Genomic DNA, 23,744 nt, shown 5'->3' with positions numbered 1-23,744 from the left:
ACCTACTTGAATCAACAAATAGGTTTTTTAGTATTGTTTCAAATGAATCACTTCACTTTAAACGCCTTCATTTGCGGAAAGTAAGCTACTTCCTGCAGTTCTTCTTCAATACGTAATAACTGATTGTATTTAGCCATACGATCACTACGCGACGCAGAACCTGTTTTGATCTGACCTGTATTTAAAGCCACAGCTAAATCGGCAATAGTGTTATCTTCCGTTTCACCTGAACGATGTGACATTACAGACGTATAGCCAGCATTGTGAGCCATATTCACGGCAGAAATGGTTTCAGTTAAAGTACCAATCTGATTTACTTTGATTAAAATAGAATTTGCAATTCCGTTTTCAATTCCTCGGGATAAACGCTCTACATTCGTTACGAATAAATCGTCTCCAACCAATTGAACTTTATCACCAATTTTTTCAGTTAAATCTTTCCAGCCATCCCAATCGTTTTCATCCATGCCGTCTTCAATAGAAATGATTGGATATTTTGAAGCTAATTCAGCTAGATATTCAGCTTGTTCTTTACTAGATCTTACAACGCCAGATTCGCCTTCAAAAATGGTGTAATCATATTTACCATCTTTGTAAAATTCTGCAGCTGCACAATCTAAAGCAATCATCACATCATCACCCAATTTATAACCAGCATTTGAAACCGCTTTAGCAATAGTTTCTAAAGCATCTTCAGTTCCACCAGCTAAATTTGGTGCAAATCCACCTTCATCACCAACTGCTGTACTTAAATTTCTATCGTGTAATACTTTTTTAAGATGATGGAAAATCTCAGTTCCCATTTGCATCGCATGCGTGAAATTTTTCGCTTTCACTGGCATGACCATAAATTCCTGAAATGCAATTGGTGCATCACTATGAGAACCTCCATTAATGATATTCATCATTGGTACTGGCAATGTATTTGCTGAAACACCTCCAACATATCTGTATAATGGCATTCCTAATTCGTTAGCAGCAGCTTTTGCAGCAGCCAAAGACACACCTAAAATGGCGTTAGCTCCAAGTTTTGATTTATTTTTTGTACCATCAAGATCAATCATTAACTGGTCGATTCTATTTTGATCAAATACCGACTCTCCTAATAATTCCTGAGAGATGATTGAATTGACATTATGTACCGCTTTAGAAACACCTTTTCCCATGTACGTATCTCCACCATCACGAAGCTCAACGGCTTCATGCTCTCCAGTAGAAGCTCCAGAAGGCACTGCTGCTCTTCCCATGACTCCATTTTCAGTAATTACATCAACTTCAACTGTTGGATTTCCTCTTGAATCTAAAATTTGTCTTGCATGAATATTAATAATAATGCTCATTTTCTTTTGATTTTTTATGTTAAGAATGTATTACAAATTTACGAAATAGTTGACCTAAAACTCATTTGACTAAGCAGAATTGTATTATATGTCAACGATAATGTTTTCGTAAAATAAAAAAAGCAACAAATCTTTACAATCGTTGCTTTTTTGTTATTAGTTGTTTTGAATATTCTGAATAAACTCATCAAATAAATAGGTTGAATCGTTTGGCCCAGGACTTGCTTCCGGATGGTATTGTACTGAAAAACAGTTTTTGTTTTTCATTTTGATACCTGCCACAGTGTGATCATTTAAATGCACATGTGTGATTTCAATATCAGGATGTGCTTCAGTTTCTTCTCTATTGATCGCGAAACCATGATTTTGTGATGTAATTTCTCCTTTAGTTGTAACCAAATTCTTTACAGGATGATTAATACCTCTATGACCATTATGCATTTTATACGTTGAAATTCCGTTTGCTAATGCTATGACTTGATGTCCTAAGCAAATTCCAAATAGAGGCAAATCTCTTTTGATAATTTCTTTAGCAACGGTTTGGGCTTCCACTAAAGGTTCAGGATCGCCTGGTCCGTTAGACAGAAAATAACCATCAGGTTTAAAAGCTTCCAAATCTTCAAACTTTGAATTGTACGGAAATACTTTAATGTAAGCATCCCGTTTTGCCAGATTGCGAAGAATATTCTTTTTTATTCCGATATCTAAAGCGGCTATTTTATACTTGGCATCTTTGTCGCCATAATAGTAAGGTTCTTTCGTTGAAACCTGAGAAGCCAATTCTAAGCCTTCCATACTTGGTACTTCAGCCAGTTGTTTCTTTAATCCTTCAATATTATCAACTTCAGTAGAAATTACAGCATTCATTGCGCCATGATCTCTAATATGACTTACAAGTGCTCTGGTGTCAACATCTGAAATGGCCAACAAATTATTATCATTTAGAAATTCTTCTAAGGATTTATCTCCAGAAGGACGTGAATAATTGAAACTAAAGTTTTTACAAATGAGTCCAGCGATTTTGATGGAATCAGATTCGACTTCATCATTTTTTGTTCCGTAGTTACCAATATGCGCATTGGTAGTTACCATGAGCTGACCATAGTATGATGGATCTGTAAAAATTTCCTGGTAACCTGTTGTACCAGTGTTGAAACAAACTTCGCCAAAGGCAGTACCTTCTTTTCCGATTGATTTGCCATGAAAAATCGTTCCGTCTGCGAGTAAGATAAGGGCTTTTTTACGTTTTAAGTATATCATTTTTATAGAAAAGTTTTACAAAATTGCATAAAAAAAAGGATAATCTAAAACAGATTATCCTTTTTATATGAAATGCTTATTAACATTTATTCTTCTTCGTTAGTTGCTACTGGAGCAACTGGTGCAGCTGCTGGTTTTGAACCTCCTCTTCTACTTCTTCTGGTTGTTTTCTTTTCTTTCTTACCAGCGTTGTAGATTTCATTATAGTCTACTAGCTCGATCATTGCCATATCAGCATTATCACCAAGTCGGTTTCCTAATTTGATGATTCTTGTATAACCACCTGGACGATCACCAATTTTAGGAGCCACATCTCTGAACAATTCAGCGACGGCATCTTTTTGTCTTAACTTAGCCATAACGATACGTCTGTTATGTGTTGTATCTGACTTAGATTTTGTAATCATTGGCTCAACAAATTGTTTTAAAGCTTTTGCTTTAGCAACCGTTGTGTTGATACGTTTGTGTTCAATTAATGAACAGGCCATATTAGCTAACATTGCTTTTCTATGCGCAGTTTGTCTTCCTAAATGGTTAAATTTCTTTCCGTGTCTCATGACTTTCTATTTATCATCTTGCTTCCAAACTCAATTTCTGAGGAGCAAAATATGATTGTTATAATTTAAATTAATCTTTATCTAATTTGTATTTTGCTAAATCCATTCCGAAGTTAAGACCTTTAACATTTACAAGCTCTTCAAGCTCAGTTAAAGATTTCTTACCAAAGTTACGGAACTTCATTAAGTCATTCTTATTGAAAGATACTAAGTCGCCTAGAGTATCTACTTCAGCAGCTTTTAAACAGTTTAATGCACGTACAGAAAGGTCCATATCGACTAATTTAGTCTTCAATAATTGTCTCATGTGAAGTGATTCTTCATCATAAGTTTCAGTTTGTGCAATTTCATCAGCTTCAAGAGTGATTCGCTCATCCGAGAATAACATGAAGTGGTGAATTAATATTTTAGCTGCTTCTGTTAAAGCATCTTTTGGTGCAATTGAACCGTCAGTGATGATTTCAAAAACTAATTTTTCAAAATCGGTTTTTTGTTCAACACGGAAGTTTTCAATGCTATACTTTACATTTTTTATTGGCGTGTAAATTGAATCTGTAAAGATAGTTCCAATTGGTGCAGAAGCTTTTTTGTTTTCTTCGGCAGGAACATAACCTCTTCCTTTTTCAATAGTGATTTCCATATTAATGCTCACTTTAGGATCTAAGTTACAAATGACTAAGTCTTTGTTTAATACTTGGAAACCTGAGATGAATTTTTGGAAATCTCCAGCTGTAATTTGATCTTGTCCAGAAATTGAAATTGATACAGACTCGTTATCAACCTCATCAATTTGACGCTTAAAGTTAACTTGCTTTAAGTTCAAAATCATTTCTGTTACGTCTTCCACTACACCTGCGATTGTAGAAAATTCGTGATCTACACCTTCAATTCTAATTGAAGTTATTGCGAAACCTTCTAGAGATGATAATAACACACGTCTAAGTGCATTACCAACTGTTAATCCGTATCCTGGTTCTAAAGGTCTGAATTCGAATTTACCTTCGAACTCAGTAGAATCAATCATGATTACTTTGTCTGGTTTCTGAAAATTTAATATTGCCATAGTTTTCTTCGTTTTAATTGTTATTTAGTTGCGCGATTTAAAAGTTTGAAGAACACTAATAAATCCTTTGGCTAAATACCAATGTGATTATTTATTATTTAGAGTATAATTCAACAATGAATTGCTCATTGATATTTTCTGGGATTTGGATACGTTCTGGAACAGAAACATAAGTTCCTTGTTTTGTATCGTTATTCCAAGTAATCCACTCATAAACATTGCTAGAATTAGCTAATGAATTCTGAATAGCTTCTAAAGATTTAGATTTTTCTCTTACTGCAACAACATCTCCAGCTTTCAATTGGTAAGAAGGAATGTTTACGATTTCACCATTTACAGTGATGTGTCTGTGAGATACTAATTGTCTTGCACCACTACGAGAAGGTGATAAACCCATTCTGTAAGCTACGTTATCTAAACGAGACTCACATAATTGTAATAATACTTCACCAGTAATACCTTGTGCAGCAGTTGCTTTTTTGAACATGTTTCTGAATTGCTTTTCTAATATACCATACGTATATTTAGCTTTTTGCTTTTCCATTAACTGGATTGCATATTCAGACTTTTTTCCACGACGTCTTGCGTTTCCGTGTTGACCTGGAGGATAGTTTCTTTTTTCGAAAGCTTTGTCATCTCCAAAAATAGCTTCACCGAATTTTCGGGCTATTTTAGTTTTAGGACCAGTATATCTTGCCATTTTAAAATTTGTTTTGAGAGTGTTTATGAATTAAGGTCTTAATCTTATCCTTCGATAAACGTTGATCTCTCTGTTGATACTTGTTTATTATTTTTCAGTTTGCAAATTTATGCAAAATAAACTAATAACATACATAAATGTATGATTATTAGTTTACCTTAAATTTTGTTGAGATTGCACAATACAAATCATGCAGCATCTGAAGTATGTTCAGATTAAACTCTTCTACGTTTAGGAGGACGACATCCATTGTGTGGTAATGGCGTAACATCAATAATTTCTGTTACCTCGATACCTGCATTATGGATAGATCTGATAGCAGATTCTCTACCATTTCCTGGACCTTTAACGTACACTTTTACTTTTTTAAGACCAGCTTCCTTTGCAACTCCAGCAGCATCTTCTGCAGCTAATTGAGCAGCGTAAGGTGTGTTCTTTTTAGAACCTCTGAATCCCATTTTTCCTGCAGATGACCATGAAATTACGTCACCTTTTTTGTTCGTTAAAGAGATAATGATATTGTTAAAAGAAGCCGCAACGTGCGCTTCACCAATAGCATCTACTATTACTTTACGTTTTTTAGTACTTGACTTTGCCATATATTTTTAGCTTTTAGTATTAGTTAATAGTCGCTAGAATCCTAAACCGTTAAATTTCAAACAGATTCTTTCCAACGTCTAAAGACTAAAGACTATTTATTATTTGGTTGCTTTTTTCTTGTTAGCAACAGTTTTTCTTCTACCTTTTCTCGTTCTAGAGTTGTTTTTAGTACGTTGACCTCTTAAAGGTAAACCAGCTCTGTGACGAATACCTCTGTAACATCCAATATCCATCAAACGTTTGATGTTTATTTGCGTTTCAGAACGTAATTCACCTTCAATAGTGTATGTTCCAACAGCGTCACGGATTGCTCCAATTTGATCATCTGTCCAATCATCTACTTTGATGCTTTCGTCTACTTTAGCAGCTGCTAAAATTTCTTTTGCTCTACTTCTACCTACTCCGTAGATATAAGTTAAAGAGATTACTCCTCTTTTGTTTTTTGGTATGTCTACACCTGCAATTCTTGCCATAATTACCCTTGTCTTTGTTTGAATCTAGGATTCTTTTTGTTAATGACGTAAAGTCTACCTTTTCTGCGCACTAATTTACAGTCTGCGCTTCTTTTTTTAACTGATGCTCTTACCTTCATCGTATTAGTATCTATAAGTTATGCGAGCCTTAGTTAAATCGTAAGGACTCATTTCTAATTTTACTTTATCACCTGGTAACAATTTAATATAATGCATACGCATTTTACCAGAGATATGTGCAGTCACAATGTGACCATTTTCAAGTTCAACACGAAACATAGCATTTGATAATGCTTCAATGATTGATCCGTCTTGTTCTATTGCTGCTTGTTTTGCCATAGTTTAAATTAAGCTACTGCTTTTCTATTTTTACCAGTTTTCATCAAGCCATCATAATGTTTATTCAACAAATATGAATTGACCTGCTGCATTGTGTCTATTGCAACTCCAACCATAATTAATAGTGATGTACCACCAAAGAATAAAGCCCAACCAGCTTGAACGTCCATAAGCTTTACAATAATTGCTGGGAACACAGCTATCAATGCCAAGAATATAGAACCTGGTAAAGTAATTTGAGACATAATTTTGTCTAAATATTCTGAAGTTTCAGTTCCTGGTCTAATCCCTGGAATAAAACCACCACTACGTTTTAAATCATCTGCCATTTTGTTTGTTGGAACAGTTATAGCAGTATAGAAATAGGTGAATATGATAATCAATAATGCAAATACCACATTATACCATAATCCGAAAATATCTGAGAATTGTGCAATCATCCACTGACCAGCATCACTACCATCAATTGATTTTCCAATTAAACTTGGCACAAACATAATTGCCTGAGCAAAGATAATTGGCATTACACCAGATGCATTTAATTTTAATGGTAAGAACTGTCTTGAACCAAATACGTTTTTCTCGTATCCACCAGAAGCAGTTCTTCTTGCATATTGCACTGCAATTTTACGAACAGCCATAACTAACATTACAGATGCCATAATGATTACAAACCATATTACCAATTCAATTAAGATCATCATTAATCCACCATTTCCACCACCACTCAAACGAGATGCAGCATTTTGGATAAATGACGCTGGTAGAGTTGCAATTATACCTACCATAATTAATAATGAAATACCATTACCAATACCTTTATCTGTAATTTTTTCCCCTAACCACATTGCAAATATACATCCAGTCACTAAAATAATAACTGAAGAAATATAGAATGTAGGTCCAGTACCTAATAAGAATGCCGATTGAGGAATACCAAACGCTGTTGGTAAACTGGCCAAGTAACCTGGTGCCTGAAATAAACAGATAACGATGGTTAACCAACGTGTAATCTGAGTGATTTTCTTTTGACCACTCGCTCCTTCTTTTTGTAATTTTTGAAGATAAGGAATAGCGATTCCCATCAACTGCACTACAATAGAAGCAGAAATGTATGGCATAATACCTAAAGCAAATACAGAAGCATTAGCAAAAGCACCTCCAGTAAACATGTTTAATAAACCAAGAATACCTTCTCCAGCACCAGCTTGTAAATTGCTAAGTTGACTTGCATCAATACCTGGAAGTACAACCTGAGCACCAAAACGGTACACTAAAAGTAAACCAAGCGTTAGAATGATTCTGTCTTTTAGTTCGGTTATTTTCCAAACATTTTTTAATGTTTCTATAAATTTCATACTCTAAGTTGTCTTATAAAGTTACAGCTTCTCCTCCTGCGGCTTCAATTGCAGCTTTTGCTGAAGCAGTAAATTTATGAGCAGATACTTTTAATTTTGATTTTAATTCACCGCGACCAAGAATTTTAACTAAATCGTTCTTTCCCGCCAAACCTAGATCAACTAGTGTTTGAAAATCAACTGCATCTTTTATTTTCTTATTGTCTGCTAATTCTTGTAATTTATCTAAGTTCACACCTTGATACTCTACGCGATTAACATTTGTAAATCCGAATTTTGGTACACGTCTTTGAAGTGGCATTTGACCACCTTCAAAACCTAATTTTTTAGAATACCCAGAACGAGATTTTGCTCCTTTGTGACCACGTGTTGCAGTACCACCTTTTCCAGAACCTTGTCCTCGACCTATTCTTTTACCTTGATTCTTAGTAGAACCTTCTGCTGGTTTTAAATTACTTAAGTCCATTCTATATTATTATTTTGTTTCTTCAACAGAAACTAAATGTGAAACTTTATTTACCATACCAAGAATACTTGGTGAAGCATCATGCTCAATTGTTTGACCAATTTTTCTTAGTCCAAGAGCTTCTAATATTCTTTTTTGGTTTTTAGTACGATTGATTGCACTTTTAACCTTTGTTACTTTTATCTTACCCATCGTCCTTTTGATTAACCGTTAAACACTTTTTCAAGAGATATTCCTCTATCCTTTGCAATCGTATTTGCATCTCTTAGTTGTAATAAAGCATCAAAAGTTGCTTTTACAACGTTGTGTGGGTTAGAAGATCCTTGAGATTTAGATAATACATCGTGAACACCAACGGCTTCTAATACTGTTCTCACAGCACCACCAGCAATTACACCTGTACCAGGAGCAGCAGGAATAATATTAACTCTAGCACCTCCAAATTTACCTTTTTGTTCGTGAGGTAAGGTTCCTTTGATAATAGGAATTCTTACTAAGTTTTTCTTAGCATCTTCAACTGCTTTAGCAATTGCAGTAGCTACATCTTTAGATTTTCCTAAACCGTGACCTACAACTCCAGCTTCATCACCAACCACTACGATCGCTGAAAAACCAAAAGCTCTACCACCTTTTGTTACTTTGGTAACTCTCTGTACACCAACTAAACGATCTTTTAGATCTATTCCACTTGGTTTTACTAATTCTGCGTTTTTATATTTTTGATACATAGTGTCTTAGAATTTAAGTCCGCCTTCTCTTGCGCCTTCAGCTAATGATTTTACTCTTCCGTGGTATTGGTATCCACCTCTATCAAAAGAAATGGTATTGATACCAGCTTTTATTGATCGTTCAGCAACAGCTTTACCTACTAAGGTCGCTTTTTCTGATTTAGTTCCTTTTGCAGAAGCAATATCTTTATCTCTTGAAGATGCAGATGCTAAGGTTTTACCCGTAACATCATCAACTACCTGAGCATAAATTTCTTTATTACTTCTATATACAGCTAAACGTGGTCTTGCTTCTGTTCCAGAAACAACCTTACGGATTCTGCTTTTTATTCTTAGTCTTTTTTCGTTCTTTGTTAATGCCATAACTAATTTTTTAAGCTGATTTACCTGCTTTTCTTCTTAATTCTTCACCAACAAACTTGATACCTTTTCCTTTGTAAGGTTCAGGTTTTCTGAAGCCACGTATTTTTGCAGCAACTTGACCAACTAATTGTTTATCGTGAGATGTTAGTTTTACTATTGGGTTTTTACTTTTTTCTGAAATCGTTTCAATTTTAACTTCTGGAGCAATATCTAAAACGATATTATGAGAGAATCCTAGAGCCAAGTCTAATTTTTGACCTTGGTTAGATGCTCTATAACCTACACCAACAAGTTCTAATTGTTTCGTCCATCCTTTAGATACACCTTCAATCATGTTGTGCATTAAAGACCTGTATAAACCGTGTTTAGCTTTTTGTTCTTTTGTATCTGATGATCTTGTTACAAGTACGTTTCCGTCTTCAACTTTAATTTCAACAGTATCATATGGTTGTGTTAATTCACCTAATTTACCTTTTACTGTCACAACGTTATCTTTAACGTCAACAGTAACTCCTTCTGGAATTGCAACTGGATTATTTCCTATTCTTGACATATTCTTTCTTCTTTAAATTAGTAAACGTAACACAATAATTCGCCACCTACGTTTTCTCTTTGCGCCTGCTTACCAGTAATTACACCTTTAGATGTAGAAACAATAGCAATACCTAATCCGTTTAAGATTCTTGGCATTTCATTAGCGCCAGCGTACTTACGTAAACCTGGTGTACTTATTCTTTGTATTTTCTTAATTACCGATTCTTTCGTTTCCTTGTTGTACTTCAGGGCAATTTTAATTGTTCCTTGCACAGTTGAATCGTCGAACTTATAACTTAAAATATATCCTTGATCGAATAATATTTTAGTCATTTCTTTTTTAAGGTTTGATGCAGGAATCTCAACCACTCTGTGATTAGCTTTCACTGCATTTCTGATTCTTGTTAAAAAATCAGCAATTGGATCTGTATTCATTTATATTAATTTGCGGTAACGGTTTTCGAAATTTCTCGAACCTGAGACCAATTTATAATTCGTTGTTTATCGCTAAGCGATAGTGTTTACCAAGATGCTTTTTTAACACCTGGAATCAAACCTTGGTTAGCCATTTCACGGAATGTAACACGTGAAATACCAAAAGTTCTCATATACCCCTTAGGTCTTCCTGTCAATTTACATCTATTATGTTGACGAACAGGAGAAGCATTTTTTGGTAACTTTTGAAGTGCTTCGTAATCTCCAGCTTCTTTTAAAGCTTTACGTTTCTCAGCATATTTAGCTACTGTTTTTGCTCTTTTAACCTCACGGGCTTTCATTGATTCTTTAGCCATATCTTAGTTCTTTTGAAAAGGTAATCCCAATTCAGTTAATAACGATTTTGCTTCTTTATCTGTATCTGCTGATGTTACAAATGTGATATCCATACCAGATATTTTATTGATTTTATCAATGTCAATTTCTGGGAAGATGATTTGTTCAACGATACCTAAGTTATAGTTTCCACGTCCATCAAAACCTGTAGCTTTGATTCCGCTAAAATCTCTTACTCGAGGTAATGCTGAAGTCACTAAACGATCTAAAAACTCATACATTTGCTCACCTCTTAACGTTACACGAGTACCAATTGGCATTCCTTTACGTAATTTGAATGATGCAACATCCTTTTTAGACAACGTTGCTACGGCTTTTTGACCAGAAATTTTTGTCAATTCATCAACAGCGTGATCAATTAATTTCTTATCTGCAACAGCTGCTCCAACACCTTTAGATATTACTATCTTTTTAAGTTTAGGAACTTGCATTACATTTTTATATCCGAATTCTTCTGTAAGAGCAGAAACTACTTTGTCCTTGTACTCTTGTTTTAATCTTGGAATATAAGCCATAACTATATTACTTCATTTGATTTTTTGGAAAATCTAACTTTTTTATCACCTTCCATTTTAAAACCAACTCTGGTTGCGTCTCCTTTTGAAGTTAACAACGACAAGTTAGAAATATGCATAGGTGCTTCTTTCTCTACAATTCCACCTTGAGGATTTTGTGCACTTGGTTTCGTGTGTTTCTTAACCATGTTCACTCCTTCTACGATGGCTTTGTTTTTATCTACAAATACTTTAAGCACTTTACCTTCTGTACCTTTATGGTCTCCAGCAATTACTTTAACTGTATCTCCTGATTTAATTTTAAGCTTTGTCATTTTTTTAGTCATTAAAGCACTTCTGGTGCTAATGATACAATTTTCATGAACTGTTTGTCACGAAGTTCTCTAGCTACTGGTCCGAATACACGTGTTCCTCTCATTTCTCCTGTTGGATTTAAAAGCACACAAGCATTATCGTCAAAACGAATGTAAGATCCATCTGGACGTCTTACTTCTTTTTTAGTACGAACCACTACTGCAGTTGAAACTGCACCTTTCTTAATGTTTCCGTTAGGTGTTGCATCCTTAACAGATACTACTATTTTATCTCCTATGGAAGCATATCTTCTTTTTGTACCACCAAGAACACGTATTGTTAATACTTCTTTTGCTCCTGTGTTATCAGCTACTTTTAATCTAGATTCTTGTTGTACCATAATTATTTAGCTCTTTCAATTATTTCTACTAATCTCCAACACTTAGATTTACTTAAAGGTCGTGTTTCCATGATCTTTACTGTATCTCCAATATTGCAGTCATTTGTTTCGTCATGAGCAACATATTTCTTTGTTTTCAAAACGAATTTTCCATACATAGGATGTTTTACTTTTTTTACTTCGGCAACAACGATTGATTTCATCATTTTGTTACTAGTAACTACTCCTATACGTTCTTTTCTTAAGTTTCTTTTTTCCATCTTTCAGCCAGAATACAATTATTGTATTTCTCTTTTAGTTAATTCTGTTGCAATTCTTGCTACTGAACGTCTAACGTTACGTAACTGAATTGGATTTTCTAATGGAGAGATTGCATGTGCCATTTTAAGGTCTGCATAACTCTTTTTGGTCTCGCTAAGTTTCTCTTGTAACTCAGTTACTGATAGCTGTGTAATTTCTGCTTGCTTCATAATTTCTTTATATTAAGCCTCGTAATCCCGAGCTATTAAAAACTTAGTTTTCACTGGTAACTTTTGAGCTGCCAAACGTAATGCTTCTTTAGCAACATCCATTGGTACTCCACCAACTTCAAAAAGGATTCTTCCTGGCTTCACTACAGCTACCCAGTATTCAACAGCACCTTTTCCTTTACCCATACGAACCTCTAAAGGCTTTTTAGTAATTGGTTTGTCTGGAAATACTTTAATCCATAATTGACCTTCTCTTTTCATGTAACGTGTTGCTGCAATACGAGCTGCCTCGATTTGACGTGACGTTAAGAAATTTGAGTCTAGAGATTTTATACCAAACATACCATAAGAAAGCTGGTGTCCTCTTCCGGTATTTCCTTTCATACGTCCTTTTTGGACTTTACGAAATTTTGTTCTTTTCGGTTGTAACATTGTTCTTTGTCTTTAAAAATTACTTTCTACGACGAGATTTGTTAGCGTTTCCGCCACGTCCTCCAGTCTTGCCACCTTGCTTCTTAGACAAGCCAACTAATGGAGAAAGTTCTCTTTTTCCATATACTTCACCTTTCATGATCCATACTTTTACACCTAATCTACCGTAAGTAGTATGTGCTTCAACTAAAGCATAGTCAATATCGGCTCTAAAAGTTGATAAAGGAATACGTCCTTCCTTATAGTGTTCACTACGTGCCATTTCAGCACCATTTAAACGACCACTGATCTGGATTTTAATTCCTTCAGCATTCATACGCATAGCAGCAGCGATTGCCATTTTGATTGCTCGTCTGTAAGAGATACGATTCTCTATTTGACGTGCAACGCTTGATCCTACTAAAAACGCATCGAGTTCAGGTCTTTTAATTTCAAAGATGTTTAACTGAACTTCTTTACCAGTAATTTTCTTAAGCTCTTCTTTTAACTTGTCTACCTCTTGACCACCTTTACCGATAATAATACCAGGTCTAGCAGTAGTGATAGTAACGGTTACAAGTTTAAGCGTACGCTCAATTATTACTCGTGACACACTTGCTTTTGATAAACGAGCGTGAACGTATTTTCTAATCTTATCGTCTTCAGCTAATTTATCGCCATAGTCATTTCCTCCATACCAGTTAGATTCCCATCCTCTGATAATTCCTAAACGATTTCCGATTGGATTTGTCTTTTGTCCCATATCTCTATTTAAGCTTGTATGTTATTTTTTGCTCCAATCACAACTGTAACGTGATTAGATCTTTTTCTAATTCTGTGAGCACGACCTTGAGGTGCTGGACGTAATCTTTTTAACATAGATCCTCCGTCAACTCTAATCTCTTGTACAAATAAATCTGCATCTTCAATACTTGCATCTTCGTTTTTAGCTTGCCAGTTAGCAATAGCTGACAATACTAATTTTTCTAAACGACGTGATGCTTCTTTAGAACTGAATCTTAAGATTTGTAGTGCTTTTTCAGCTTCTTTTCCTCTTACCAAGTCTGCAACTAAACGCATTTTTCTTGGCGAGGTAGGACAGTTATTCAACTTTGCAAAAGCAACTTTCTTTCTGTCTTCCTTAATAGCGTCTGCCATTTGTTTTTTACGACTTCCCATAGCTTACTATTTTTTTCCTTTATTTTTTGCACCTGCGTGACCTCTAAAAGATCGTGTTGGTGAAAATTCTCCTAACTTATGACCTACCATGTTTTCAGTTACGTAAACTGGTACAAATTGACGACCATTATGAACAGCGATTGTTTGTCCAACAAAATCTGGAGAAATCATAGAGGCTCTAGACCACGTTTTGATGACTGTCTTTTTGTTTGAAGCTACATTCTCTTCAACTTTTTTACTCAATTTATAATGGATGTAAGGTCCTTTTTTTAATGAACGTGCCATATTATCTCAATTATTTCTTTCTACGTTCTACAATATACTTATTACTCGCTTTAGTCTTAGAACGTGTTCTGTAACCTTTAGCTGGAATACCATTTCTAGATCTTGGGTGTCCTCCTGAAGATTTACCTTCACCACCACCCATTGGGTGATCGACTGGATTCATTACCACTGGTCTTACTCTTGGTCTTCTACCTAACCATCTTGTACGTCCTGCTTTACCAGAAACAGTTAACTGATGATCAGAGTTAGAAATAACTCCAATAGTTGCCATACATTCTGTAAGCACTAATCTTGTTTCTCCTGAAGGTAATTTTACAGTTGCAAACTTACCATCTCTCGCCATAAGCTGAGCAAATGCTCCAGCACTTCTAGCCATTACAGCTCCTTGTCCTGGACGTAACTCTATACAAGAAATAATTGTACCTAAAGGTATTTGACTCAAAGGCATTGCGTTTCCAATTTCTGGAGCAATTCCTTCTCTACCAGACACTACATTTTGCCCTACCTGTAAACCATTTTGAGCAATGATGTAACTCTTTTCACCATCTTGATAATTCAATAACGCGATAAAAGCTGTTCTGTTTGGATCGTACTCGATAGACATAACTTCACCAGGAATACCGGTTTTGCTACGTTTGAAATCGATAATACGATACTTTCTTTTATGACCTCCACCAATTTGGCGCATGGTCATTTTTCCTCGATTGTTTCTACCACCAGATCTTTTGTTCGGAGCGAGTAAACTCTTCTCCGGCTTATCAGTAGTGATGGCATCGAATCCATTTACTACTCTAAAACGCTGAGCTGATGTGATTGGTTTTAATTTTCTTACTGACATTCTTGTCTAATTACATGTTAGTGTATAAATCAATTACTTCACCTTCCGCCAGTTGTACAATTGCTTTTTTAACAGCATTTGTTTTACCATGTTGAATACCTGTTTTTGTAAAACGGGTTCTTCTATCTGGACGGACATTTATAGTACGAACTTTTTCAACAGAAACGCCATAGGTTGCTTCCACAGCCTTTTTGATTTCTACCTTGTTCGCCTTAGTGTTCACTTCAAATGCATACGCATTTAACAACTCACTTTGCATGGTTGCTTTTTCGGTGATTATCGGTTTAATTAAGATACTCATGACTTTCTATTTACTTAAATTCGATTCAATTCCTTCTAAAGAACTCTCTAAAAGAATTAATTTATTAGCATTCAAAATCTTATAAGTGTTTAATTCTGAGTTTGTTACAACATCAGACCCTTTAAAATTTCGTGATGACAAATATACATTATTATTTGAAGCACCCAACACAAACAGTGATTTTTTGTCTTGAATATCAAGCGCTTTCAATACTGCTGTGAAGTTTTTCGTTTTAGGAGTATCAAAATTGAAGTCTTCTAAAACAACGATATCTTCAGCATTCGCCTTCATTGTCAAAGCCGATTTACGAGCCAGACGCTTAAGGTTTTTGTTTAATTTAATGCTATAATTTCTTGGTCTTGGTCCGAACATACGTCCACCACCTCTAAACACACCAGATTTAATACTACCTGCTCTTGCAGTACCAGTACCTTTCTGTTTTTTAATCTTACGTGTACTTCCTGAAATTTCAGCTCTTTCCTTAGACTTATGTGTACCTTGACGTTGGTTAGCTAAATACTGCTTAACATCTAAGTAAACTGCGTGGTTATTAGGCTCTATAGCGAACACATCTTTAGAAAGCTCTGCTTTTCTACCTGTGTCTTTTCCGTTTATATCTAAAACTGCTACTTTCATTATTTCTGAATAATTACATAAGAGTTTTTGTGTCCTGGAACACATCCTTTTACTACAAGTAAGTTCTTTTCAGGGACTACTTTATAGACTCTTAAATTTTCAACATTCACTCTTTCGCCTCCCATTCGTCCTGCCATTTTCATTCCTTTGAATACTCTCGCAGGATATGAAGCAGCACCAATAGAACCTGGAGCTCTTAAACGGTTGTGTTGACCATGCGTTGCTTGACCAACTCCACCAAATCCATGACGTTTTACAACACCTTGGAAACCTTTTCCTTTAGAAGTTCCTGCAATATCAACAAACTCACCTTCAATAAAGTGCTCTACTGTTATGGCATCTCCTAATTTGTAATCTCCTTCAAATCCTTGAAATTCCGCGACTTTTCTCTTAACAGAAGTACCAGCTTTTTTGGCGTGACCAATTTCAGCTTTTGTAGCACTTTTCTCTGTCTTGTCATCGAAACCAAGTTGAAGGGCACTGTACCCGTCGACCTCTTCGGTTCTGACTTGGGTAACGATACATGGTCCAGCTTCGATTACTGTACATGGAATGTTTTTTCCATTTTCATCGAAAATGCTGGTCATACCGATCTTTTTTCCTATTAACCCAGACATATTTATTAATTATTAATTATTACTATTTATTAAAATTCAAGGCCGAAAATACATTCGACCTTGAATTGTATTTTAACCGTTTTTCCTTCGCACGCAGCTCCGGACATGTTTCGCTTTTATCTTTTAAGCGATAAGATTCACTTACACTTTAATCTCAACCTCAACTCCACTTGGCAATTCAAGTTTCATTAATGCATCAATTGTTTTAGAAGATGAAGAGTAAATATCTAATAAACGCTTGTAAGAGCTTAATTGAAATTGTTCTCTAGACTTCTTATTTACGTGTGGTGAACGTAATACAGTGAAAATCTTTTTGTGTGTTGGTAATGGAATTGGACCAGTTACAACAGCACCTGTACTTTTTACTGTTTTTACAATCTTATCAGCAGACTTATCAACTAAATTGTGATCGTAAGACTTTAATTTTATTCTAATTTTCTGACTCATTTTCTTTTAGTTTTAAGCTTCTACGCCTTTAGCTGCTTTAATAACTTCTTCTGAAATGTTAGAAGGAGTTTCAGCATAATGTGAAAATTCCATTGTTGATGTCGCACGACCTGAAGATAATGTTCTTAATGTTGTAACATAACCGAACATTTCAGATAATGGCACAGTAGCTTTAACAGTTTTTGCTCCAGCTCTGTCACCCATATCACTAACTTGACCACGGCGACGGTTTAAGTCACCTACAATATCACCCATGTTTTCTTCAGGAGTAATAACTTCAAGTTTCATGATTGGCTCCATGATTACCGCTTTAGCTGCTTTTGCTGAATTTTTAAATCCAAGTTTCGCTGCTAATTCGAATGATAATTGATCAGAATCCACATCGTGGTAAGAACCGTCTGTTAATGTTACTTTCATAGCATCAACTTCGTATCCTGCTAATGGTCCATTCACCATTGCCATTTTGAATCCTTTCTCAATTGAAGGGATAAATTCTTTAGGAACGTTACCACCTTTAATTTCAGAAACGAATTCTAAACCAACTTTTCCTTCTTCTGCTGGCTCCAATGTAAATACGATATCAGCAAATTTACCACGTCCACCAGATTGTTTCTTGTAAACTTCTCTGTGTTCTGCACGTTGTGTTATAGCTTCTTTGTATTCTACTTGTGGTTGACCTTGATTAACCTCAACCTTAAACTCACGCTTCAAACGATCAACAATAATATCTAAGTGAAGCTCACCCATTCCAGAAATAATAGTCTGTCCTGAAGCTTCATCAGTTCTTGCTGTAAATGTTGGATCTTCTTCAGCTAATTTAGACAAAGCCATACCTAACTTATCAACATCTGCTTTAGTTTTAGGTTCAACCGCAATACCAATTACTGGATCTGGGAAGTCCATAGATTCTAAAACAATTGGATGTTTTTCATCAGACATGGTATCACCAGTCTTAATATCTTTAAATCCTACAGCTGCTCCAATATCTCCTGCTTCGATAAAATCGATAGCATTTTGCTTATTAGAGTGCATTTGATAAATACGAGAGATACGTTCTTTCTTTCCTGAACGATTGTTCAAAATATAAGAACCAGCATCTAAACGACCAGAATATGCTCTAAAGAAAGCTAAACGTCCTACGAAAGGATCAGTAGCAATCTTAAATGCTAATGCTGCAAAAGGTTCATCAACACTTGGCTTACGCAATTCTTCTTTCTCAGTATCTGGATTAATACCTCTGATACCCTCTTTATCTGTTGGAGAAGGTAAGTAACGACATACAGCATCTAATAAGAACTGAACACCTTTATTTTTAAATGCAGAACCACAAATCATAGGAATGATAGCCATATCCATTACAGCAGCTCTAAGTGCAGCATGCACTTCTTCTTCTGTAATCGAATCTTCATCTTCCATGAATTTTTCTAAAAGATTTTCATCGTAAGTTGCAACCTCTTCAATTAACATTGCACGATACTTACGAGCTTCCGCTTTCATATCTTCTGGGATGTCGATAACATCAAAAGTCGCCCCTTGAGTTTCATCATGCCATACGATAGCTCTGTTTTTTACTAAATCAATGATACCTTTAAAATCTGCTTCATCACCAATATTTAATACGATTGGCACTGCATTAGATTTCAACATATCTTTAACTTGCTGACAAACAGCAAGGAAATTAGATCCTTGACGGTCCATTTTATTAACGAAACCAATTCTAGGAACTTTATAGTTATCAGCTAGCCTCCAGTTAGTTTCAGATTGAGGCTCAACACCATCAACTGCACTAAACAAGAACACCAAACCATCTAATACACGTAATGAACGGTTTACTTCAACCGTAAAATCAACGTGACCAGGAGTATCAATAATATTGAAATGATAATCTTTAGTTTCTGGAGTAGGCTCAGCATTTTCTAATGGAAACTTCCATGTACAAGTTGTCGCAGCAGAAGTAATTGTGATACCTCTTTCCTGCTCTTGCTCCATCCAGTCCATTGTTGCAGCACCATCATGTACTTCACCAATTTTATGAGAAACTCCTGTATAATAAAGAATACGCTCTGTTGTAGTAGTTTTTCCTGCATCAATATGTGCAGCAATACCAATATTTCTTGTGTATTTTAAATCTCTTGCCATGTGTAATTAAAATCTAAAGTGAGAGAATGCCTTGTTTGCTTCAGCCATTTTGTGAGTATCAACTCTTTTCTTTACAGCTGCTCCTTCTTCTTTAGCTGCAGCTAAAATTTCAGCAGCTAATTTTTGTGGCATTGATTTTTCATTTCTTTTTCTTGAGTAAGATATCAACCACTTCATTGCTGTTGATACTTTACGATCTGGACGAATTTGCATTGGAATCTGGAATGTAGCACCACCAACACGACGACTACGTACTTCTACGTGAGGCATTACGTTTGATAAAGCGTCTTTCCAAGTTTCTAAAGCTGTTTTTTCTTCGTCAGTTTTCTTTGCTTCTACAATATCAATGGCATCATAGAATACTTTGAAAGCGACAGACTTTTTTCCATCCCACATCATCATGTTAACGAAACGAGTTACTAACTGATCGTTAAAACGTGGATCTGGTAAAAGCGGTCTCTTTTTTGCTGCTCTTTTTCTCATGTCTTCTTCTTAAAGTTTTTAAATTACTTCTTAGGGCGTTTTGCACCATACTTAGATCTACGTTGTGTTCTACCTGCAACACCTGCTGTGTCTAAGGCACCACGAACGATGTGATATCTAACTCCTGGCAAATCTTTTACCCTTCCACCTCTAACCAATACTATCGAGTGCTCTTGTAAATTGTGTCCTTCTCCACCGATGTATGCATTAACCTCGTTTCCGTTTGTTAAACGAACCCTTGCTACCTTACGCATTGCTGAGTTAGGTTTCTTAGGCGTCGTTGTGTAAACACGAGTACACACACCACGTCTTTGTGGACACGAATCTAAAGCAGCCGATTTACTCTTCTTGGTTATTTTGGCTCTTCCTTTTCGTACTAATTGTGAAATTGTTGGCATATATTTCTATATAATTATTATTTAACCCTCTACTTTGAGGGCTGCAAAGGTAGAAATAAATATCAATTTTTCAAACGCAAAGCCATTAATTTTCAAAAGTTTTCAAATTTATTTTATCTCTTCCATATTTTAACTTGCAAATTTGCGTTAGTTTTGAAAAATAATCCAGTACATGTCTTTTCAATTTCGTCTATATATAGTTTTAGTCATCACACTATGTTTTGTAGAAGTTCATTCGCAAAATTTAGAATTGAAGATTACTGGAAATGATTCTACTGAAACCAAAGTAATTGATTCTTTGGGTTATGAAAAAAAATTCAAAGATTACAAATCTCTTCAAACAGAAACAGACTCATTAACGAAACGTTTATTATCTATTGGCTATATTAATAGTAAATTAATAGAACTTAAAAAACAGCATGACTCCCTATTTCATGCTAAATTTAATTTGAAAACTCAATTTAAGTCAATTACGATACAACATCATGGCTTGATTGATGAAGATATATTGAAATTGAGCGATTTAACATCTGGTGACACCTCATTTACACTTCCTATTTCAAAATTAGAACAAACCCTTAAATTTATAAATGCAGAAATCGCCAATCAAGGCAATCCTTTTTCGACACTTCAACTTATAGATATCAAACGCGAAAGTGAAACCCATCTTTCAGCACGTTTAGAATTATCGCAACCTTCAGAGCGTTTTATTGATAAAATCATTATTAAAGGCTATGACAAATTTCCAGAAGCTTTTGTAAAGCGCTATATGAAGATAAAAATCGGACAACGATTTAATTTAGCTCGTATCAAAGAAAAAACATCTGAGCTTAATGACTTACGTTTTGCCAATCAAATTAAAGAACCTGAAGTCTTATTTACAAAAGATTCAACCATACTATACATGTATATAGAAAAAACCAAGAGCAATGCATTTGATGGGTTTTTAGGTTTTGGAACCAATGAAGATACCAACAAAATTGAATTTGATGGTTATCTAAATTTAAGCTTAACGAATAATCTTAATTATGGTGAAACTCTAAAATTACTTTATAAAAGTGATGAAAATGATCAACAAACCTTCGATGGCAATGTTGATATGCCTTATATGTTTGGCTCGCCTTTGGGTGTAGAACTCAACCTTAATATTTTTAGAAAAGATTCTACGTTTGTTACTGCAAGGCAATCTGCAAAACTCAATTATCAAATTAACTCTAATCACCTTATTGGTGTTGGCATTAGTGGCGTAAGATCTTCCAACCTATTAGATACTGAAATATCTTCCATTAACGATTTTAATTCGAGTTATTACTTTAGTAATTATGTTTATACGAAGCGTCAGAGCTATGACTTCTTATTTCCTATCAACTTTTTATTTGACATTACTGCTGGATTTGGTAGCCGAACATTTGATACCATAGATGAAAATCAAACCAAGTTCGCTTTACATACTTTTAAAATATTTAATCTAAATGATCGGAATAGTATTTTTGTAAGAGGAAGTGGTCAAATTATAGATTCTGAAACATTTCTAGAAAATGAACTTCCAAGATTTGGAGGCATTAACTCTATTCGAGGTTTTGAAGAAAACAGCTTATTTGCAAACTTATTTGGAGTTATTAATACGGAGTATCGCTATCGCTTAAATCGTGATATTTATGTTCATTCTGTTATTGATGCAGCTTACTTTGAAAACAAGATAAGCGATCAGAAAGGCAAATTGTTTGGTTTTGGCTTCGGATTTGGTTTTCTCAGTAAAGCTGGACTCTTCCGTTTTAATTACACCAGTGGAAAAACCGAAAATCAACGCTTCAGATTATCAGATTCTAAAGTTCACTTAAGCCTTACAGCTACATTTTAATAGTAGATGATATTTCTTATCCTTGAAATTGACCAAAAAAAATGGTCTTTTTTTATACCTTTATGGCATTGAAAAAGAAAAATAATTTTTGAATTAATTATTGTTTTGCTAATAACCTCCTGACTTTCAGTCTTAAAAACAATTAATATATTCAACAATAACTTACTGATGAATCTAAAAAAAATTACATTTTTACTCGTATTTATTACTTCGTATTTAGGATTAGTTGCTCAAAACACAGTTGGAGTCATATCTTATAATCAAAATGACACCTACAATGCCTTAACTTTGTTTACGTCGCAAACTGAAACTTATCTAATCAATAGTTGTGGAGAAGCTGTTAATCAATGGACTAGCGCTTACCCATCAGGACATGCCGTTTATTTATTGGAAGATGGCTCTTTATTAAGGGCTGGAAGAGTAGGAAATACGACTCTGTCTATTGGTGGTGCAGGAGGCATTATTGAAAAATACGATTGGGATGGCAATATAACTTGGACTTACACTATTTCGAGTGATACTGAATTGCAACATCATGATATTTTTCCAATGCCCAACGGAAACATTCTTGTTCTTGTATTAAACGTTATGTCTAGTGCAGAAGCTATCCAAGCAGGACGCAATCCTAACTTAATAACTGATGGTGTACTTTACAATGAACAAATTTTAGAGATTGAACCTGTTGGTACGAATCAGGCTAATATTGTTTGGGAATGGAATATTAAAGACCATTTAATTCAAGATTTTGATGCTACAAAAGACAATTTTGGTGTTGTTGAGGACAATCCACAATTACTTGACATCAACTTTTTAGGAGGTTTAAGTGGAAGTGCCAACTGGCTTCACATGAATTCTATTCAATATAATGAGAATCTTGACCAAATTGTAATGAGTTCAAGACACTTAAGTGAAATTTATATTATTGATCACTCGACAACGACTTCTGAAGCTTCCAGCAATCTTGGTGGCACTTATGGGAAAGGTGGTGACCTTTTATACAGATGGGGAAATCCTCAAGCCTATAAACAAGGTACTCAAAGTGATCAAAAACTTTTCGGTCAGCACTATCCTCATTGGATTCCAGATGGCTTACCAAATGCTGGTCAGTTGATTTTATATAATAATGGATTTACAAGAACGCCAAGCTTTTCTGAAATATTTATTTTGACCCCTCCAACAACAGCTCCTGGTGTTTATGATTACACTTCTAACACGGCTTATGGACCAGCAACTACCGATTACACCTATACGAATCCAGACGACCCAACTAATTTCTTTTCTAGAATATTATCCAGTGCGCAAATGTTGCCTAACGGAAATATTTTGATTTGCGATGGCGATTCTGGTTATTTTTTCGAAATCGACACTAACGACAACATTGTCTGGGAATACATTAATCCTACAGGAACATCTGGAATTATGGCTCAAGGTGATGATCCTGAAGCTGTTCCAAACACCGTATTTAGAGCTACAAAATACAGTCTTGATCACCCTGCTTTTACAGGAAGAGATTTAACTCCAGGAAATCCAATAGAACTCAATTCAGAAAACAATGCGCCTTGTGATGTTCTAAGTACTGAAGAATTTTCAATTCAAGATGTAGCGATTTACCCAAATCCTGCTTCAGACATTATAAACATAAATTCATCTCGTAGTATCAATAGGATTGAAGTTTATAATAGTCTTGGAGCCTTAATTCTTCAAGTTAATGATACACATAAGATCAATGTTTCGAATTTTGATTCAGGTATATATTTTTTACGGATTTCTTCAAATACCAGATCGATTACGAAAAAAATTATTAAACATTAATTTTTAATACATCAACTAAGACCACCTTTTATGAGGTGGTTTTTTT

The 23,744-nt window shown here is 35.0% G+C and carries 36 protein-coding genes; 2 read left to right on the top strand and 34 right to left on the bottom strand.

Annotation, left to right across the window (positions count from 1 at the left end; genetic code table 11):
* Positions 1-47: 47 nt before the first annotated feature.
* The 34 genes from eno to rpsL all read right to left on the bottom strand — a co-directional run bounded on the left by eno (position 48) and on the right by rpsL (position 20,025).
* Positions 48-1,340, bottom strand: a complete 1,293-nt coding sequence (gene eno, locus TD18_RS03700) for a phosphopyruvate hydratase (RefSeq protein ID WP_040248581.1) — start codon at positions 1,338-1,340, stop codon at positions 48-50.
* A 156-nt stretch (positions 1,341-1,496) separates the two neighbouring features.
* Complete coding sequence (carA, locus tag TD18_RS03695; RefSeq protein ID WP_040248575.1) at positions 1,497-2,600, bottom strand: glutamine-hydrolyzing carbamoyl-phosphate synthase small subunit; 1,104 nt, start codon at positions 2,598-2,600, stop codon at positions 1,497-1,499.
* An 86-nt stretch (positions 2,601-2,686) separates the two neighbouring features.
* Positions 2,687-3,157 (bottom strand): 50S ribosomal protein L17, encoded by a 471-nt coding sequence (gene rplQ, locus TD18_RS03690; RefSeq protein ID WP_040248573.1) that lies wholly within the window; start codon positions 3,155-3,157, stop codon positions 2,687-2,689.
* Between the two features lie 70 nt (positions 3,158-3,227).
* Positions 3,228-4,220, bottom strand: a complete 993-nt coding sequence (locus TD18_RS03685; protein ID WP_040248570.1) for a DNA-directed RNA polymerase subunit alpha — start codon at positions 4,218-4,220, stop codon at positions 3,228-3,230.
* Positions 4,221-4,314: 94 nt separating this feature from the next.
* Entirely contained in the window at positions 4,315-4,920 is a 606-nt protein-coding gene (rpsD, locus tag TD18_RS03680; protein WP_040248567.1) for a 30S ribosomal protein S4, read from the bottom strand.
* 215 nt (positions 4,921-5,135) lie between these two features.
* Positions 5,136-5,519: a 30S ribosomal protein S11 gene (gene rpsK / locus TD18_RS03675; RefSeq protein ID WP_040248564.1), complete on the bottom strand. Its 384-nt coding sequence runs from the start codon at positions 5,517-5,519 to the stop codon at positions 5,136-5,138.
* A 99-nt stretch (positions 5,520-5,618) separates the two neighbouring features.
* Positions 5,619-5,993: a 30S ribosomal protein S13 gene (gene rpsM / locus TD18_RS03670; RefSeq protein WP_040248561.1), complete on the bottom strand. Its 375-nt coding sequence runs from the start codon at positions 5,991-5,993 to the stop codon at positions 5,619-5,621.
* Positions 5,994-5,995: 2 nt separating this feature from the next.
* Positions 5,996-6,112 carry a type B 50S ribosomal protein L36 gene (ykgO, locus tag TD18_RS16945; RefSeq protein WP_008269159.1) on the bottom strand — a complete coding sequence of 39 codons (117 nt, stop codon included), beginning with the start codon at positions 6,110-6,112 and terminating at the stop codon, positions 5,996-5,998.
* Positions 6,113-6,116: 4 nt separating this feature from the next.
* On the bottom strand, positions 6,117-6,332 hold the full coding sequence (gene infA / locus TD18_RS03665; protein WP_026753784.1) for a translation initiation factor IF-1: 216 nt from the start codon (positions 6,330-6,332) through the stop codon (positions 6,117-6,119).
* A gap of 8 nt (positions 6,333-6,340) precedes the next feature.
* Positions 6,341-7,690 (bottom strand): preprotein translocase subunit SecY, encoded by a 1,350-nt coding sequence (gene secY / locus TD18_RS03660; RefSeq protein WP_040248552.1) that lies wholly within the window; start codon positions 7,688-7,690, stop codon positions 6,341-6,343.
* A gap of 13 nt (positions 7,691-7,703) precedes the next feature.
* Positions 7,704-8,156 carry a 50S ribosomal protein L15 gene (gene rplO, locus TD18_RS03655; RefSeq protein ID WP_040248550.1) on the bottom strand — a complete coding sequence of 151 codons (453 nt, stop codon included), beginning with the start codon at positions 8,154-8,156 and terminating at the stop codon, positions 7,704-7,706.
* A gap of 9 nt (positions 8,157-8,165) precedes the next feature.
* A complete protein-coding gene (gene rpmD / locus TD18_RS03650) occupies positions 8,166-8,348 on the bottom strand; it encodes a 50S ribosomal protein L30 (RefSeq protein WP_040248547.1) in 183 nt (60 codons plus the stop codon).
* Positions 8,349-8,359: 11 nt separating this feature from the next.
* The gene (gene rpsE, locus TD18_RS03645; protein ID WP_040248545.1) at positions 8,360-8,884 is read right to left on the bottom strand and encodes a 30S ribosomal protein S5; all 525 of its coding nucleotides are present in this window, start codon (positions 8,882-8,884) and stop codon (positions 8,360-8,362) included.
* Positions 8,885-8,890: 6 nt separating this feature from the next.
* Positions 8,891-9,247, bottom strand: a complete 357-nt coding sequence (rplR, locus tag TD18_RS03640) for a 50S ribosomal protein L18 (protein ID WP_040248543.1) — start codon at positions 9,245-9,247, stop codon at positions 8,891-8,893.
* A gap of 10 nt (positions 9,248-9,257) precedes the next feature.
* Positions 9,258-9,800 carry a 50S ribosomal protein L6 gene (rplF, locus tag TD18_RS03635; RefSeq protein WP_040248541.1) on the bottom strand — a complete coding sequence of 181 codons (543 nt, stop codon included), beginning with the start codon at positions 9,798-9,800 and terminating at the stop codon, positions 9,258-9,260.
* A gap of 17 nt (positions 9,801-9,817) precedes the next feature.
* The gene (gene rpsH / locus TD18_RS03630) at positions 9,818-10,216 is read right to left on the bottom strand and encodes a 30S ribosomal protein S8 (protein WP_040248540.1); all 399 of its coding nucleotides are present in this window, start codon (positions 10,214-10,216) and stop codon (positions 9,818-9,820) included.
* Positions 10,217-10,302: 86 nt separating this feature from the next.
* Complete coding sequence (gene rpsN / locus TD18_RS03625) at positions 10,303-10,572, bottom strand: 30S ribosomal protein S14 (protein WP_040248538.1); 270 nt, start codon at positions 10,570-10,572, stop codon at positions 10,303-10,305.
* A gap of 3 nt (positions 10,573-10,575) precedes the next feature.
* Complete coding sequence (gene rplE, locus TD18_RS03620; protein ID WP_040248537.1) at positions 10,576-11,127, bottom strand: 50S ribosomal protein L5; 552 nt, start codon at positions 11,125-11,127, stop codon at positions 10,576-10,578.
* 2 nt (positions 11,128-11,129) lie between these two features.
* Positions 11,130-11,441, bottom strand: coding sequence for a 50S ribosomal protein L24 (gene rplX, locus TD18_RS03615; protein ID WP_040248775.1), 312 nt, complete (start codon positions 11,439-11,441; stop codon positions 11,130-11,132).
* A gap of 11 nt (positions 11,442-11,452) precedes the next feature.
* On the bottom strand, positions 11,453-11,821 hold the full coding sequence (gene rplN / locus TD18_RS03610; protein WP_040248536.1) for a 50S ribosomal protein L14: 369 nt from the start codon (positions 11,819-11,821) through the stop codon (positions 11,453-11,455).
* 2 nt (positions 11,822-11,823) lie between these two features.
* On the bottom strand, positions 11,824-12,081 hold the full coding sequence (rpsQ, locus tag TD18_RS03605) for a 30S ribosomal protein S17 (protein WP_013869035.1): 258 nt from the start codon (positions 12,079-12,081) through the stop codon (positions 11,824-11,826).
* Between the two features lie 18 nt (positions 12,082-12,099).
* Complete coding sequence (rpmC, locus tag TD18_RS03600; protein ID WP_040248532.1) at positions 12,100-12,291, bottom strand: 50S ribosomal protein L29; 192 nt, start codon at positions 12,289-12,291, stop codon at positions 12,100-12,102.
* Between the two features lie 12 nt (positions 12,292-12,303).
* Positions 12,304-12,723: a 50S ribosomal protein L16 gene (gene rplP / locus TD18_RS03595; RefSeq protein ID WP_040248531.1), complete on the bottom strand. Its 420-nt coding sequence runs from the start codon at positions 12,721-12,723 to the stop codon at positions 12,304-12,306.
* 19 nt (positions 12,724-12,742) lie between these two features.
* Positions 12,743-13,465 (bottom strand): 30S ribosomal protein S3, encoded by a 723-nt coding sequence (rpsC, locus tag TD18_RS03590; protein WP_040248529.1) that lies wholly within the window; start codon positions 13,463-13,465, stop codon positions 12,743-12,745.
* An 8-nt stretch (positions 13,466-13,473) separates the two neighbouring features.
* A complete protein-coding gene (gene rplV / locus TD18_RS03585; RefSeq protein ID WP_040248527.1) occupies positions 13,474-13,881 on the bottom strand; it encodes a 50S ribosomal protein L22 in 408 nt (135 codons plus the stop codon).
* A 6-nt stretch (positions 13,882-13,887) separates the two neighbouring features.
* Positions 13,888-14,166, bottom strand: a complete 279-nt coding sequence (gene rpsS, locus TD18_RS03580; protein WP_040248524.1) for a 30S ribosomal protein S19 — start codon at positions 14,164-14,166, stop codon at positions 13,888-13,890.
* Between the two features lie 10 nt (positions 14,167-14,176).
* Positions 14,177-15,004, bottom strand: a complete 828-nt coding sequence (gene rplB / locus TD18_RS03575; RefSeq protein ID WP_040248522.1) for a 50S ribosomal protein L2 — start codon at positions 15,002-15,004, stop codon at positions 14,177-14,179.
* 10 nt (positions 15,005-15,014) lie between these two features.
* Positions 15,015-15,305 carry a 50S ribosomal protein L23 gene (rplW, locus tag TD18_RS03570; protein WP_040248520.1) on the bottom strand — a complete coding sequence of 97 codons (291 nt, stop codon included), beginning with the start codon at positions 15,303-15,305 and terminating at the stop codon, positions 15,015-15,017.
* A 6-nt stretch (positions 15,306-15,311) separates the two neighbouring features.
* Positions 15,312-15,941 (bottom strand): 50S ribosomal protein L4, encoded by a 630-nt coding sequence (rplD, locus tag TD18_RS03565; protein WP_040248518.1) that lies wholly within the window; start codon positions 15,939-15,941, stop codon positions 15,312-15,314.
* A complete protein-coding gene (gene rplC / locus TD18_RS03560; RefSeq protein ID WP_040248510.1) occupies positions 15,941-16,558 on the bottom strand; it encodes a 50S ribosomal protein L3 in 618 nt (205 codons plus the stop codon). Before rplC ends, rplD begins: the two co-directional genes overlap by 1 nt.
* A gap of 141 nt (positions 16,559-16,699) precedes the next feature.
* Positions 16,700-17,005: a 30S ribosomal protein S10 gene (gene rpsJ, locus TD18_RS03555; protein WP_007650482.1), complete on the bottom strand. Its 306-nt coding sequence runs from the start codon at positions 17,003-17,005 to the stop codon at positions 16,700-16,702.
* A gap of 12 nt (positions 17,006-17,017) precedes the next feature.
* Positions 17,018-19,144: an elongation factor G gene (gene fusA, locus TD18_RS03550; protein ID WP_040248498.1), complete on the bottom strand. Its 2,127-nt coding sequence runs from the start codon at positions 19,142-19,144 to the stop codon at positions 17,018-17,020.
* Positions 19,145-19,150: 6 nt separating this feature from the next.
* Positions 19,151-19,627, bottom strand: coding sequence for a 30S ribosomal protein S7 (gene rpsG / locus TD18_RS03545; RefSeq protein ID WP_040248497.1), 477 nt, complete (start codon positions 19,625-19,627; stop codon positions 19,151-19,153).
* A 23-nt stretch (positions 19,628-19,650) separates the two neighbouring features.
* A complete protein-coding gene (gene rpsL / locus TD18_RS03540; protein WP_008269190.1) occupies positions 19,651-20,025 on the bottom strand; it encodes a 30S ribosomal protein S12 in 375 nt (124 codons plus the stop codon).
* A 172-nt stretch (positions 20,026-20,197) separates the two neighbouring features.
* Here rpsL and TD18_RS03535 point away from each other — a divergent pair, with 172 nt between their 5' ends.
* Positions 20,198-21,886 (top strand): POTRA domain-containing protein, encoded by a 1,689-nt coding sequence (locus tag TD18_RS03535; protein WP_162835787.1) that lies wholly within the window; start codon positions 20,198-20,200, stop codon positions 21,884-21,886.
* Between the two features lie 168 nt (positions 21,887-22,054).
* The gene (locus TD18_RS03530) at positions 22,055-23,698 is read left to right on the top strand and encodes an aryl-sulfate sulfotransferase (RefSeq protein ID WP_084205833.1); all 1,644 of its coding nucleotides are present in this window, start codon (positions 22,055-22,057) and stop codon (positions 23,696-23,698) included.
* The last annotated feature ends 46 nt before the right edge of the window (positions 23,699-23,744 follow it).

This window comes from Psychroserpens mesophilus (assembly GCF_000826645.1).
GTDB classification, from domain to species: Bacteria; Bacteroidota; Bacteroidia; order Flavobacteriales; family Flavobacteriaceae; genus Psychroserpens; species Psychroserpens mesophilus.
This window is presented reverse-complemented; position numbering and strand designations above follow the sequence as displayed.